18 protein-coding genes and 1 tRNA gene are annotated in these 14576 nt (G+C 35.0%); 17 read left to right on the forward strand and 2 right to left on the reverse strand.

The window, feature by feature from the left end; all coding sequences use genetic code 11:
- Positions 1–16: 16 nt before the first annotated feature.
- From HP569_RS11060 to whiA, 6 genes are all read left to right on the forward strand, one after another.
- Positions 17–1039, forward strand: a complete 1023-nt coding sequence (locus HP569_RS11060; protein ID WP_182201238.1) for a tetratricopeptide repeat protein — start codon at positions 17–19, stop codon at positions 1037–1039.
- A 177-nt stretch (positions 1040–1216) separates the two neighbouring features.
- Positions 1217–2167, forward strand: a complete 951-nt coding sequence (gene trxB, locus HP569_RS11065) for a thioredoxin-disulfide reductase (protein ID WP_182201239.1) — start codon at positions 1217–1219, stop codon at positions 2165–2167.
- A gap of 288 nt (positions 2168–2455) precedes the next feature.
- Positions 2456–2905 carry an 8-oxo-dGTP diphosphatase gene (locus HP569_RS11070; protein WP_182201240.1) on the forward strand — a complete coding sequence of 150 codons (450 nt, stop codon included), beginning with the start codon at positions 2456–2458 and terminating at the stop codon, positions 2903–2905.
- 23 nt (positions 2906–2928) lie between these two features.
- Complete coding sequence (rapZ, locus tag HP569_RS11075; protein ID WP_182201241.1) at positions 2929–3810, forward strand: RNase adapter RapZ; 882 nt, start codon at positions 2929–2931, stop codon at positions 3808–3810.
- A complete protein-coding gene (locus tag HP569_RS11080; RefSeq protein ID WP_182201242.1) occupies positions 3810–4763 on the forward strand; it encodes a gluconeogenesis factor YvcK family protein in 954 nt (317 codons plus the stop codon). Before rapZ ends, HP569_RS11080 begins: the two co-directional genes overlap by 1 nt.
- Before the next feature lie 36 nt (positions 4764–4799).
- On the forward strand, positions 4800–5744 hold the full coding sequence (gene whiA, locus HP569_RS11085) for a DNA-binding protein WhiA (protein WP_182201243.1): 945 nt from the start codon (positions 4800–4802) through the stop codon (positions 5742–5744).
- A 224-nt stretch (positions 5745–5968) separates the two neighbouring features.
- On the opposite strand, the gene HP569_RS11090 is transcribed toward whiA, so the two are convergent.
- A tRNA-Arg gene (locus HP569_RS11090) sits at positions 5969–6041 on the reverse strand.
- A 315-nt stretch (positions 6042–6356) separates the two neighbouring features.
- Here HP569_RS11090 and clpP point away from each other — a divergent pair.
- Positions 6357–6947: an ATP-dependent Clp endopeptidase proteolytic subunit ClpP gene (clpP, locus tag HP569_RS11095; protein WP_182201244.1), complete on the forward strand. Its 591-nt coding sequence runs from the start codon at positions 6357–6359 to the stop codon at positions 6945–6947.
- A 52-nt stretch (positions 6948–6999) separates the two neighbouring features.
- Here clpP and HP569_RS11100 read toward each other — a convergent pair whose 3' ends face one another.
- Positions 7000–7269 (reverse strand): HPr family phosphocarrier protein, encoded by a 270-nt coding sequence (locus tag HP569_RS11100; RefSeq protein WP_182201245.1) that lies wholly within the window; start codon positions 7267–7269, stop codon positions 7000–7002.
- Positions 7270–7465: 196 nt separating this feature from the next.
- On the opposite strand from HP569_RS11100, the gene HP569_RS11105 reads away from it, so the two are divergent.
- The 10 genes from HP569_RS11105 (at position 7466) to HP569_RS11150 (ending at position 14573) form a co-directional block, all read left to right on the forward strand.
- On the forward strand, positions 7466–7714 hold the full coding sequence (locus tag HP569_RS11105) for a hypothetical protein (protein ID WP_182201246.1): 249 nt from the start codon (positions 7466–7468) through the stop codon (positions 7712–7714).
- Between the two features lie 90 nt (positions 7715–7804).
- A complete protein-coding gene (locus HP569_RS11110; protein WP_182201305.1) occupies positions 7805–8359 on the forward strand; it encodes a maltose acetyltransferase domain-containing protein in 555 nt (184 codons plus the stop codon).
- A gap of 98 nt (positions 8360–8457) precedes the next feature.
- Positions 8458–8742: a hypothetical protein gene (locus HP569_RS11115; RefSeq protein WP_182201247.1), complete on the forward strand. Its 285-nt coding sequence runs from the start codon at positions 8458–8460 to the stop codon at positions 8740–8742.
- Positions 8743–8823: 81 nt separating this feature from the next.
- Positions 8824–8976: a small acid-soluble spore protein O gene (gene sspO / locus HP569_RS11120; RefSeq protein WP_182201248.1), complete on the forward strand. Its 153-nt coding sequence runs from the start codon at positions 8824–8826 to the stop codon at positions 8974–8976.
- A 173-nt stretch (positions 8977–9149) separates the two neighbouring features.
- Positions 9150–9338 carry a hypothetical protein gene (locus HP569_RS11125; protein ID WP_182201249.1) on the forward strand — a complete coding sequence of 63 codons (189 nt, stop codon included), beginning with the start codon at positions 9150–9152 and terminating at the stop codon, positions 9336–9338.
- Positions 9339–9511: 173 nt separating this feature from the next.
- Complete coding sequence (locus HP569_RS11130; protein WP_182201250.1) at positions 9512–9703, forward strand: hypothetical protein; 192 nt, start codon at positions 9512–9514, stop codon at positions 9701–9703.
- A 230-nt stretch (positions 9704–9933) separates the two neighbouring features.
- Positions 9934–10896, forward strand: coding sequence for an L-lactate dehydrogenase (locus HP569_RS11135; RefSeq protein ID WP_182201252.1), 963 nt, complete (start codon positions 9934–9936; stop codon positions 10894–10896).
- A 245-nt stretch (positions 10897–11141) separates the two neighbouring features.
- Positions 11142–12170 carry a sugar-binding transcriptional regulator gene (locus HP569_RS11140; protein WP_182201253.1) on the forward strand — a complete coding sequence of 343 codons (1029 nt, stop codon included), beginning with the start codon at positions 11142–11144 and terminating at the stop codon, positions 12168–12170.
- Between the two features lie 33 nt (positions 12171–12203).
- On the forward strand, positions 12204–13205 hold the full coding sequence (gene gap, locus HP569_RS11145) for a type I glyceraldehyde-3-phosphate dehydrogenase (protein WP_182201255.1): 1002 nt from the start codon (positions 12204–12206) through the stop codon (positions 13203–13205).
- Positions 13206–13382: 177 nt separating this feature from the next.
- A complete protein-coding gene (locus HP569_RS11150; protein WP_182201256.1) occupies positions 13383–14573 on the forward strand; it encodes a phosphoglycerate kinase in 1191 nt (396 codons plus the stop codon).
- The last annotated feature ends 3 nt before the right edge of the window (positions 14574–14576 follow it).

Consider the following 14576-nt stretch of genomic DNA (forward strand, 5'->3'; position numbering starts at 1 on the left):
ATCAAGGGGGAGGCATATGAATATTACACAAGACAATAAAAGTATTGATACATCCGCAAATAATGTCATTCCTTTTATTCCTGAGGGCGATTTTTATTTTTCCAAAGGTGTTCAAGCATTTCAAAAAAGAAAATTTGATATAGCATTAAAATGGTTTAAAAAAGCGACAGAGGCTGATCCAAAAGAGCCATTATATCCATGTCAAATGTCGATTATTTATACAGAAATAGGCGCATATCATGCAGCGAATCAAATACTTACCGAAGTGATCGAAAAGCAAGGAGATGACTATTTGGATTGTTATTATTTAATTGCAAACAATTACGCACATTTAGGTTTATTACGTGATGCAAAAAAATATGCAACCATTTATTTAGAAAAAGATCCTGAGGGTGAGTTTAAAGAAGAAACAGAACAATTGCTCTCTGTGTTAGAGATAAGTGAAGATGAAATAGAAGACGAGGATTGGTTAGAAGAAGAAGACGAGTTATTGATTTATCAAGAAACAGCATTTTACCATCTAGAAAGAAGGGACTGGGACAAGGCGTTATCGATTTTACAAGAGATGATGACTCTTTTTCCTGATCATATAACTGCCAAGCATGAATATGCCTATGCATTGTTTTTTTCTGGTGAAGAAAGGGAAGCATTAGAATTAGAGGAACGTTGGTTATCTGAAGATCCGAATTCGATTTTCTGTTTAACTAACCTAATGATGTTTTACCATGAACGGGCAAAACAAGAAGAGTTAACAAAGATCCAACAGTCTTTAGTTAATATTTTTCCTATACATGAGCAACAAAAACTACGCATAGCTGTTGCTTTTGCACATGTGGGGGCTTATCAATTGGCATATAATCGTTTTCTTACGCTGTCTAAAAAAAGATTACGAGGCCATATTAATTATTATAGGTACTTTGCTGATGCTGCTTATCATGTAGATGACAAAAGAAAAGCAGAAAATATTTGGGAAGAAGGAGCAATACTTCATTCGGTATTAAACACAGAGCAGCCACCATGGGAAAAACTAAAAAAATAGGCTTAAATTATATAGTGAGCATATTGTTGGACGTTCTTATTTAAAAATACGATAATGGGTATATTGAATCGTTGAAATGTATCCATTTTTTTAGTTTTTTACACATGCATATAAGCATCAAAAAGATTGTTTTTAAAAAAAGTATAGCTTTATAAAGATTGAAAGGATGAAGAAAAAATGTCAGAAGAAAGAATTTATGATGTAATTATAGCGGGAGCTGGACCTGCAGGAATGACTGCTGCAGTTTATACTTCACGCGCTAACTTAGATACTTTAATGTTAGAGCGAGGGATTCCAGGTGGACAAATGGCTAATACAGAAGATGTAGAAAACTATCCTGGCTATGAAAGTATTCTCGGTCCAGATTTATCGAACAAAATGTTTGAGCACTCAAAAAAATTCGGAGCAGCGTATGCTTATGGAGATATTCAAGAAGTAATTGATGGAAAAGAATATAAGACTATCGTTACAAGTTCAAAGGAATATAAAACAAGAACATTGATCATTACTACAGGTGCACAATACAAAAAACTTGGTGTACCAGGCGAAGAAGAATTGAGTGGACGCGGTGTCTCTTATTGTGCAGTTTGTGATGGTGCATTCTTTAAAGACAAAGAGCTATTAGTTATTGGTGGTGGAGATTCAGCTGTTGAGGAAGGTGTATATTTAACTCGATTCGCTAGCAAGGTAACCATTGTTCACCGTCGTGATGAGCTTCGTGCTCAAAATATTCTTCAAGAAAGAGCTTTTGATAACGAAAAAGTAGACTTTATCTGGGACACTGTAGTAAAAAGAATTAACGAAAAAGATGGTAAAGTTGGTAGTTTGACCCTATACAACAAGAAAACAGGTGAAGAGTATGATCATCCAGCTGATGGTACATTCATTTATATTGGAATGAATCCATTAAGCGAGCCGTTCAAATCACTCGGAATTACAAACGAAGAAGGCTATATCCCAACCAATGAGCAAATGGAGACATCTGTTCCCGGAGTATTTGCTGCTGGAGATATTCGAGACAAAGAGCTACGTCAAATTGTTACAGCAACAGGTGATGGTAGTATAGCAGCACAAGCAGCACAATCTTATATAGAAGATTTAAAAGACTCATTAAAAACAGTCCAATAATTTGTAACAAATTTGAATGAAAACGTCATTGCATTTTAATGCTGTTGTAACACGCACGAAATAAAAATGGGGTACAATATAATTAACTAATTGACCCCCTTTTTTAAAATATATTGTTGCACAGGTGATACTGCCTGTGTATTTTTTTTGTCTTTAATTAAGTGCTACGATGGAATTTTTGAGAACATCAATATAAATCAACTGACAATAAAAAATGAAAACGAATTAGATAGAAAAGCTTATATATAGTATAATGATTACATATTGTTTAGAAATGAGTGAGTCGTATTGCAGCGAGTAACCAATTGTATTCTAAAACATAACAATCAGATTTTATTGCTACAAAAGCCTAGTAAAGGATGGTATGCAATGCCTGGTGGCAAGATGGAGCAAGGTGAAAACATTCAAGAATCTGTCACAAGAGAATTTGAAGAAGAAACAGGCTTACATTTAATCGACCCGCAATTACGAGGTGTTTTTACTATGATAAAAACGGAATTAGATACAGTTAAAGAGTGGATGATGTTTACTTTCTTTTGTGATCACTTTGAAGGTGATTTATTAGAGCAGTCAAAGGAAGGAAAGTTAGAGTGGATACCAATCGAACGTGTTTTTAACTTACCTACCGCTCCAACCGATAAATATATCCATCAACATTTATTACAACATGATTCGATTTTGTATGGCACATTCAAATACGGATCAGATTATCAGATAACAGATTACAGATTGAATTAGTTTGTAAAAGGGGGAAGAGCACCATGTCAAACAAACAGGAAACGAAACTGGTTATTATAACTGGAATGTCAGGGGCTGGAAAAACCGTAGCCGTCCAAAGTTTTGAAGACTTAGGCTATTATTGTGTGGATAATTTACCGCCCGCATTATTACCTAAATTTCTAGAATTAATGAAAGATGCCAGTAATAATATTCGTCAGGTCGCGTTAGTCATTGACTTGAGGGGTAGAGAATTTTTCGATACATTATTTGAGGCGTTGGACCATCTAGCTAATGCGGATTGGTTGGAGGAGCACATTTTATTTTTAGACGCTGAAGATGAAACATTAGTGTCACGCTATAAAGAAACAAGGCGTTCACATCCACTGGCACAGGATGGACTTCCGTTAAATGGTATTTTACAAGAAAGAAAAATACTAGACGAGTTAAAAGGAAGAGCGCAACATTTCATTAATACAACCAATTTAAAACCGAAAGAACTTCGTGAAAAGATTGTAAAAAAATATAGTGAAGAAAAGCAAGAAGTGTTTTCTATACATTCTCTATCATTTGGCTTTAAATATGGATTACCGATTGATGCGGATTTAGTATTTGATGTGCGGTTTTTACCAAATCCTCATTATGTAGAGCTGCTTCAGCCATTAACTGGGTTGAATTCAGATGTATCTTCCTATGTATTGAAATGGACAGAGACACAAAAGTTTTTAGATAAAGTGACAGATTTATTAGATTTTATGCTGCCGCAGTATAAACGTGAAGGAAAAAGCCAGCTTGTTATTGCTATTGGTTGCACGGGTGGACAGCATCGCTCCGTAACAATCGCAGAATATCTTAAAAATCATTTCTCTGGTCAGTATGTGACACATGCAACTCACAGAGATATTGACAAAAGGAAGGGTCACTAATGGCTATGGATAATAAAAAGAACATCGTTGTATTAGGTGGCGGAACTGGTATGCCAGTACTTTTACGTGGGTTGAAGGAATATCCAATTAATTTATCAGCTATTGTTACTGTTGCAGATGATGGAGGAAGTTCAGGCAGACTTCGAACAGAAATGTCCATTCCAGCACCAGGAGATATTCGTAATGTCATTGCGGCAATGTCTGAGGTAGAACCGATGCTATTGAAATTATTTCAACACCGTTTTAAAAACGGAAACGGTTTAACTGGTCATTCAATGGGTAATTTATTGCTCGCTGCTATGACTTCAGTGACTGGTGATTTTTATAATGGAATTAAAGAAATATCACGTGTATTAAATGTAAAGGGAAATATCTATCCCATTGCGAACCAGAACATGTTTTTACATGCTGAAATGGAAGATGGAGAAATTATTGCTGGGGAATCGAATATTCCACTTGCTAATAAACCAATTAAGCGTGTCTTTTTACAACCAGATCCTGTCTTGCCGTTACCTGATGCGATACATGCCATTGAAAAAGCGGATTTAGTTGTGATCGCTCCAGGTAGTTTGTATACTTCTACCATGCCAAATTTAGTCGTACCTGAAATTGGAGATGCGCTTCGTGAGACGAAAGCAAAAGTAGTATATGTTTGTAATGTGATGACGCAGGAAGGGGAAACAACTAATTATACTGCTGCAGATCATATTCAAGCGATAGAGGATCATGTCGGTACAGGCTGTATCGATTCCGTATTAGTACACAACAAACCAATTGAAGACGAATACCGTAAGAAGTATGCGGAAGAAAATGCATCCCCAGTTATTTATGATACGGATCGTTTAATGCAAATGAACATCGATATTATTGAAGCAAATATTATTGATCATTCAAAAAAAATGCTACGTCATGATACAGGAAAAGTAGCGAAATTACTTTGTTCTTTGGTATGATGAATAGATATAAGTAAGGCGGGAAGGTGAATAATCATGTCGTTTGCATCCGAAATAAAAAAAGAATTAACCCAAATTGAGAACAAGAAATGCTGTGCTGAAGCAGAACTTGCAGCACTAATTCGGATGAATGGTGCGATCTCACTATCTAAACAGGAATATGTTTTAGATGTTCAAACAGAGAATGCAGCCATTGCTCGTCGAATTTATACGATATTAAAAGCATTGTATGATTATCCAGTAAAGCTACTTGTTCGCAAAAAAATGAAATTGAAGAAAAATAATGTTTATATTGTTCGTATTACTGAGGGTGCGCGTAAAATATTAGCTGAGCTAGGCATTCTTGAAGAACCATTTTCATTAGTTCGCACTATTTCTCCAAAGTATTTAAAAAAGAAATGCTGTAAACGTGCATACATGAGAGGCGCTTTTCTTGCGGGAGGATCGGTTAATAATCCAGAAACATCATCCTATCATTTGGAAATATCCAACGCGTATCAAGAACATAACGATTCTTTGTGTGAATTAATGAATTCATTTCAATTGCACGCTAGAAAATTAGAAAGAAGAAATGGTTATATTTCATATATTAAAGAAGCTGAAAAGATCACAGAGTTCCTAAATTATATTGGCGCACATCAAGCTTTGCTAAAATTTGAAGATGTTCGTATTATGCGAGATATGCGTAATTCGGTTAACCGTCTTGTGAACTGTGAAACAGCGAATTTGAACAAGACCATTGGTGCAGCTTTCAGGCAAGTGGAGAACATCAAGTTTATCGAGCGTACTGTTGGATTAGAAGCCTTACCTGATAAATTACAAGAAATTGCAAGGTTACGCGTCCAACATCAAGATGTATCACTAAAAGAATTGGGAGAACTCATTAGTGGAGATAAAATAAGCAAATCTGGTATCAATCATCGTTTGAAAAAAATTGATCAGTTTGCAGAACAACTAAAGAAGGAACAAGTCATTCAATAAAACTGGAATTTTGATATGGAGGCACAAGGTTTTCTTGTGTCTTTTTTTATATTTTGTCAGTCCGTACTGTAACGTGTACTATAAATATACGGCAAGACCAAATTGAATTGCGTATCAATAATAAAGTGGTCAAAAATATTTGAATTGTACTAAAAATATTAAATGTAATTTAAAAAGTGGTGAAAATGAAATAAAGCCTAAATCTTTGTATAGATTTAGGCTAGCGCGCCCGGAGGGATTCGAACCCCCGACTCATGGTACCGGAAACCATTGCTCTATCCCCTGAGCTACGAGCGCATATATTTTATATAAAGTAAGCGAACAAGCATCATTATAACGGATATTATAATGTAATTCAATTGCTAAATAAAATCATTAATATCGAATTAGCAAATTTCTCCTCATATCCATTCATATAATGACTTCTTATCTGTTATAATAATGAGTAAGGTTTATTTCGATGACTACATGGGTACGATACAATTAGTAACAATCAATAAGAGCAAACAATACATGTGTTTTGTTTGACCTTTATTGACCAATTAGGTACTATATACATAGTAACAATATTTCACTAGATAGAGTGAAGATTTAGAAGGAGGAAAATTCCAAATGAATTTAATACCAACAGTAATTGAACAAACAAACCGCGGAGAACGTGCATATGATATTTACTCTCGTTTATTAAAAGATCGTATTATTATGTTAGGTAGCGCGATTGATGACAACGTAGCTAATAGCATTGTTGCACAGCTTCTTTTCTTAGAAGCTGAAAGCCCAGATAAAGATATTTCTATTTATATTAATTCGCCAGGTGGTTCGATCACAGCTGGAATGGCTATTTATGATACAATGCAGTTTATTAAACCGAATGTATCAACTATTTGTGTGGGTATGGCAGCATCGATGGGTGCATTCCTACTAGCAGCTGGTGAACCTGGAAAACGTTATGCATTACCAAACAGTGAGGTAATGATTCACCAGCCATTAGGTGGTACGCAAGGGCAAGCTTCTGACATTCAAATTCATGCAAATCGCATCATTGAAATGCGCAAGAAGTTAAACCAAATCCTTTCTGAACGAACTGGACAGCCAATTGAAGTAATTGAAAAAGACACAGATCGTGATAATTTCATGATTGCAGCAAAAGCAAAAGAATACGGTTTAATTGACAAAGTGATGGAGAAGAAACCAACAGAATAATGCAATAAAAAAACAGGGCCTGTATACTTTACAGCCCTGTTTTTAGATAAAATTAATCAGTCGTTATCTTTTCTTTTTCTAGAAATGCAGATAGTGTTTCAATCGCTTCTTGATCATCATTTCCGTTAGCAATTAAATGAATTTTCGTATCCTTTTTAATGCTCAGACCTAATAATCCCATAATACTTTTTGCATTCACACGTCGATTTTCTTTTTCTATAAAAATCTCAGATGCAAATGAATTTGCTTTTTGCACAAATAATGTGACTGGTTCAGCATCTAACCCTGGCGCAATCCCTACAAGCACATCTTTTTCTACCATTTCTTTTATCTCCTCTCGATTAAAAAAGATAAAGCATATCACACTTTCAGTTTATGAACCGATAAGAAAATTATAACAGAAAACGCTTCCAATCGCGATGAATATGTGTAATTATTCACAATAATGTCATCTATGTATAGTTTGTTAAATGAATTGGAACAACTAAAGCAAAGAATAACGAAAGGTGTGTGTCAATATGGATGGAGAAAATTTTCAAACGGAGTTAGATTCGATTAGTCAGCTATTGCAACAAACGCAAGCGATGATGATGGATGCACAAGGGAAGAGCGCAGAACTAGAAAAATCTATTTTGCAATTAACAGAGGTAGAAAACCAGTTAAATCAGTTGCAAAATAGTCATCAGATAAACACGAATCCACAGTACCAACAAGCTAGGGAGCAGTTACATGACCTTAGAAGAAACATTAATCACTACTTGCAGTAACACTCAAAAGCAAAGGCAATGTCAATGAATGACGTTGCTTTTACTTTTTTTATGGTAATATGAAGAAAAAAGAAGGAGTGGTGGATGAACATGAAATCAGAAAAAGAGAAAATGATTGCTGGAGAACTGTATGACCCTTCTGACCCGATACTTGTTGCCGATCGACTATCTGCTCGTAAACAAATGAAAGCATTTAATAACTCAGATCCGGAACAAACAGAAGAACGGATCGACATGTTGAAAAAGCTGTTAGGTGAGATAGGAACAAACATTACCATTGAACCTTCGTTTAAAGTTGATTACGGTTATAATATCTATGTAGGCGAGAACTTTTATGCGAATTATGATTGTACGATTCTTGATGTAAGTGAGGTTAGAATCGGGAATAATTGTATGATAGCTCCTGGCGTACATATTTACACTGCTACACATCCACTTGATTCAACTGAACGTTATTCGGGCAAGGAATTAGCGAAACCAATTAAGATAGGTGATAATGTTTGGATTGGCGGTAGAGCAGTCATAAATCCAGGTGTGAAGGTAGGTAACAATGTTGTTGTTGGTTCAGGTGCAGTAGTTACGAAAGATGTACCTGATAATGTAGTAGTTGGTGGAAACCCAGCAAGAATTATAAAGTATTTATAAAATAAATAGTATATAGCATTAATGTTCTAAACGAATCATATGATAGCTGTTGGTAAGAAAATGAATAATAGATGGAACGATATTTTAGGAGTGATTTCTTGTATATAGAAAAAATAGATCAATTACACCTGTATAATGTACTATCTTTAAAGTTAGTTGAAGATCGATTATTAATCGAGGTTGATTTTCCAGATGATTTCATGAAAGAGAATACATTAATACAACCCTTCTTCTATGTAACTATTTATGCACGTGGGGGAGAAAGAATTCGATTAATAGATGAACAGACTACAGCTTTATACAATTTGTCCAAATCAAATTTTTCGAGCGAAGCCTATAAGCAATTAATTGCATTTTCGTTGTCACATTCGAAACAATTTTAAACGACGGTTTTACTAATTCATGTCATAGCTTCTGCATGTTAAGAAATCATCTGCACATAATAAATGTGGAGGTGATTGATTTTGTCAAAGCAAAAGAAAAATAAGTCTGCTGGTTTTAGTGACGAACAAGCAATCCGAGGCACAATGCCCAATCAGTTTGATCACGAGTTTGCAAATGAGCCACTTACAGAAAATGAAAAGCGAAACAATAAAAAGACGAAAAAAAGAAAATAAGAAATAGTTGTAAACTAATTAATTGTTTATATAATACGTAATAAACGATAAGAATCACTTGTCAAATAGTGTAATTGTAACTTTAAACAATGATTATTCTTTGTTTTTGGTTATTTGATAAGTCAGCATTTTCGTAATATAACTAAAGTATCACATCAATAGGGGGCGTATGTATGGTTTATGAAACTCGACTAAATGTTGATGACCTGAGAACCAAGATTCATCAACAAGAAGAGACAATTGCTCAGTTGGTTTCTATTATCGCTTCATCTAATCGACGTATAGATGAATTAGAGAAAAAGCAGAATTTAATGGAGCGCTCTGCATCAACCTCATGCTCCACTTCATCACATTTTGCTTAATTCTTCTATATGCGCCCTCGAACAAGCATCATTTATCCCCTAGATGGTGCTTGTTTTATAAAGAATTCAAGAAAATGATTTTTTTTTATGTCATTTAAGTATATAATGAGTTGAAGGTTTTTTAGTTTAAAACTATTTCTTCAAATTATGTATTGATTTATGGGGGTGAGTGAATGAAATACATATATTGGGTATTAATTTCACTTCTAATTCTTTGGGAAACAAACGCGTTACAAGACATTTTTGAATTTTCTTATGTTTGGCAGTACACAGCAAATATTGTATTCATCGGATATTTTGCTTATCTTTTGCAAATTGATTTGCCAATAAACATGAAACAAAAATATCAGCTTTTCAGAAATTAATATAATAGAATTAGCAGATAATATTCTTCTCCAAGGTGAACGAGTTTTCATTTGGAGGAGAATATTTTTTTAGTGCTTTGTGTACTTTTTTTATTTTAAAGTGTAACATCAAACATATAGATTTCTTTAACACTTCAGACATATTTTCTTAGGCAATAGGGTATTGTAAAAATACTTAGACAATTGCTACAGTTATAGTGAGAATACATGCAAAGTGGAGGGATGATGGAATGACATTTGATCAATCAAAGACGAGAAAAGTAGTAATTATTGGTGCGGGTTTTGTTGGGTCTAGCTATGCGTATTCATTAGTTAATCAAGGCATTGTTAATGAGTTAGTATTAGTAGATCTAAATAAAGAGCGTGCAGAAGGAGAAGCTCGTGATTTAAACCATGGAATGCCATTTGGTTTCCCAATGCGGATACGATCTGGTGATTATGAAGAGTGTAAAAATGCTGATCTAGTTGTTATTACTGCTGGTGCTAACCAAGGTCCAGGGGAAACAAGGTTAGACTTAGCTCATAAAAACGCAAAGATTATGAAAGGTATTGTTAACAGCATTATGGACAGTGGGTTTAATGGTATTTTACTTGTTGCTACAAATCCTGTCGATCTACTTAGCCATGTTGCATTAGAGGTTTCGGGCTTACCTCAAGAGCGAGTCATAGGTTCCGGGACAATTTTGGACACAGCAAGATTCCGTTATCTATTAAGTGAATATTATCAAGTCGATTCTCGTAATGTACAAGCTTACATTATAGGTGAGCATGGTGATTCGGAGCTACCCGTTTGGAGCCATGTTCAAATTGGAGGCGTGCCACTTAAAGATTACGGCAAGTTAAAAGATATAGAAAATGACGAGGATATGAAACAGCTATTCGAGAACGTTCGCGATGCAGCTTATCATATTATAGAAAGAAAAGGCGCGACTTATTATGGTATTGGACTAGGGCTAGCAAGATTAACGAGAGCCATTTTATATAATGAAAATTCGATTGTTACTGTTTCTACTTTATTTGAAGGGCAATATGGTATTGGAAATGTCTACTTGGGTATGCCTGCAATTGTTAATGAGTATGGTATAAGAGAAGTACTGAATCTTGACCTTAGTAAGTCAGAATTAGAACAACTACAACATTCAGCTAATGTTTTAAAAGAAATAACAGATCAGATTCTACCTACAATTAAGTGATTAAAGAGAATAAATGAAGAGGCTAAAATGTTCGGTTCTTTTCAAGTCAATTGGATTGAATATTTTAGTTTCTGTCTAATTTATTAACATTTCATTTGAAACAAAAATTTAACATAAAATTAGTTGAGCAAATGAGATTCTTCTGCTACAATAATAGGTGTAGAGATTATTATGCTGTAAGCGGGACAGAATCTGACTATAAGGGACGTTTTAATCCCGGTTGATTTTCATAAAGGAGTTTAAACATGAAGAATTGGATCGACGTTCAAAAGAAATTGTTCCCTGATATACTAGAAGTAATACAGCGAAGGTATAAAATTCTACATTTCATTCATGTGTTAGAGCCTATTGGTCGTCGTACGCTTGCAGAACATGTTCATATGAAAGAACGAATTGTTCGAAGCGAAATTGATTTTCTCAATAGTCAAGCATTACTTGAAATTACTACAAGAGGAATGAGAATTACACATTCTGGTCAACAAGTATTGCAGAAGTTAGAAGTTTTTATGAGTGATCTTTTCGGTTTTGATGTGTTAGAAAAACAAATTAAGGACACATTAAAATTAGAGCATGTTTTAATTGTTCCCGGGAATAGTGACGAAGATGAATTAGTCAAGCAGGAGTTAGGCAAGGCAACAGTAGATTACTTAAAGTCTATTCTGAAGTCTGACCAAACAATAGCAGTCACAGGTGGGACAACAATGGCGACAGTAGCAGAAATGTTACGTCCATCAAATGATAGCATTGATTGCTTATTTGTTCCTGCACGAGGTGGACTTGGAGAAAGAGTGGAAAATCAGGCAAACACAATATGTGCTGAAATGGCCAAAAAAGTAAATGGTGAATATCGTTTACTATATGTGCCGGACCCACTAAGTGAGGAAACGTATCAATCTATTATCCAAGAACCTTCCGTAAAAGAAATTTTGCAGATTATTCGTCAAGCGGATATCGTGGTTCATAGTATTGGCAATGCTGATATGATGGCGCAACGTCGCAAGGCATCTAAAGAGGTTTTACATAAGATCCAATCGGGTAAAGCAGTTAGTGAGGCATTTGGTTATTATCTCAATGATGAGGGCAAAGTAATTCACAAAGTTCGAACAGTAGGAATGCAATTAGAAGATTTGTCTAAAATAAAAGATGTCATCGCAGTTGCAGGTGGCAAATCGAAAGCTAAGGCAATCGATTCCTATTGTAAGCAAGGGAAAAGTAACGTGCTTATCACAGATGAAGCTGCAGCAAAAGAGTTAATAAAGGGATTTTCCCTTTAAATATAATAAGCATTATACAAGGAGGAACTAAGAATGACTGTAAAAGTAGGTATTAATGGTTTTGGTCGTATCGGCCGTTTAGCATTTCGTCGTATCCAAGAAGTAGAAGGTATTGAAGTGGTAGCTATCAATGATTTAACAGATGCTGATATGCTAGCTCATTTATTAAAATATGACACTACACAAGGACCTTTCAAAGGTGATGTAGCTGTTAAAGACGGTTACTTCAATGTTAATGGAAAAGATGTAAAAATTCTTTCTAACCGTAACCCTGAAGAACTACCTTGGGGAGACTTAGGCGTAGAAATCGTTCTAGAATGTACTGGTTTCTTTGCTACAAAAGAAAAAGCTGAACTACACCTTAAAGGTGGAGCGAAACGTGTTGTTATCTCTGCACCAGGTGGAAATGATGTACCAACTGTAGTATACAACGTTAACCACGATATTCTTAAAGGCGACGAAACAGTGATTTCTGCTGCTTCTTGTACAACAAACTGTTTAGCTCCAATGGCTAAAGTATTAAATGATGAGTTTAAAATCAATGAAGGTTTAATGACAACTATTCATGCCTATACAGGTGACCAAAACACACTAGATGCACCACATGCAAAAGGTGACTATCGTCGTGCGCGTACAGCAGCAGGCAACATCGTGCCAAACACAACTGGTGCAGCAAAAGCAATCGGCTTAGTAATTCCTGAATTAAAAGGTAAACTAGACGGAGCTGCTCAACGTGTTCCAGTACCAACTGGTTCATTAACTGAATTAGTTTCTGTTTTAGATAAAAATGTAACAGTTGAAGAAGTTAATGCTGCAATGGAAAAAGCTGCAAACGAATCATACGGTTATAATGAAGATATGATCGTTTCTTCTGATATTATCGGAAGTACTTATGGTTCCATTTTTGATGCTACACAAACAAAAGTAATGGATGTTGATGGTAAGCAATTAGTGAAAACTGTAGCTTGGTATGACAATGAAATGTCTTACACTGCTCAACTTATTCGTACTTTAGAATATTTCGCTAAATTATAATTAACAAATGAATATTGCTTAGATCCTATTAAGAAGATCGAAAAGCGGGAAGCCATCGCGCTTCCCGTTTTCTATTTCTATACTTAAACGTATGTTCTTTTTGAAAATAGAAATTCGATGAACTTATAGTACGTATCAAACGTATACTTTAGTGTTTTGAAAATGGAGGATTAAATTATGGCAAAGAAAATTGTTACAGATTTAGATGTTCAAGGTAAAAAGGTTTTAGTTAGAGCTGACTTTAACGTACCAATGAAAGACAATAACATTACAAATGATAACCGTATTGTTCAAGCATTACCAACAATTAAACATTTGATTAATGAAGGTGCAAAAGTTATTGTTTTTTCTCACTTAGGTAAAGTGAAAGAAGAGTCAGATAAAGCAGGTAAATCATTAAAGCCTGTTGCTACTCGTCTAGGAGAGTTGTTAGGTAAGGAAGTAGCTTTTGTTCCTGAAACTCGTGGTGAAAAATTAGAAAATGCAATTGACCAATTACAAAATGGTGATGTACTTGTATTTGAAAACACTCGTTTTGAAGACATTGATGGCAAAAAAGAAAGCAAAAACGATCCTGAATTAGGTAAATACTGGGCTAGTTTAGGTGATGTATTTGTTAATGATGCATTCGGTACAGCTCACCGTTCACACGCTTCTAACGTAGGGATTGCATCAAACATTGAAACAGCTGCAGGATTTTTGATGGAAAAAGAAATTAAATTCATTGGTGAAGCAGTTGATAATCCAAAACGTCCATTCGTTGCTATATTAGGTGGAGCTAAAGTTAGTGATAAAATCGGTGTGATCGAAAATCTACTTGATAAAGCAGATAAAGTACTTATCGGTGGTGGAATGGCTTATACATTCTTTAAAGCACAAGGAAAAGAGATTGGTAAATCATTACTAGAGGCAGATAAGGTTGATTTAGCGAAAGATTTACTTGAAAGAGCAAACGGGAAAATTGTTCTACCAATAGATACAAAAACTGCAGATGATTTTTCAAATGATGCAAACATTTCTATTGTTTCTTCTGATGCAATTCCAGCTGAGTTAGAAGGATTAGATATCGGTCCTAAAACCGTTGAATTGTTCGAAAAAGAATTAGAAGGCGCCCATACCGTTGTATGGAATGGACCAATGGGAGTATTTGAATTATCTAACTTCGCTGTTGGTACAATTGGCGTTTGTGAAGCTATTGCTTCATTGGAAGAAGCAACAACAATCATTGGTGGTGGAGACTCTGCTGCTGCGGCAATGGATCTTGGCTATGCAGATAGATTTTCTCATATTTCTACTGGTGGTGGGGCATCTCTAGAATATCTAGAAGGTAAAGAACTACCAGGTCTAGCAGCAATTAATGATAAATAATAT

The organism is Paraliobacillus salinarum (assembly GCF_014083865.1).
Taxonomy (GTDB): domain Bacteria; phylum Bacillota; class Bacilli; order Bacillales; family Amphibacillaceae; genus Paraliobacillus; species Paraliobacillus salinarum.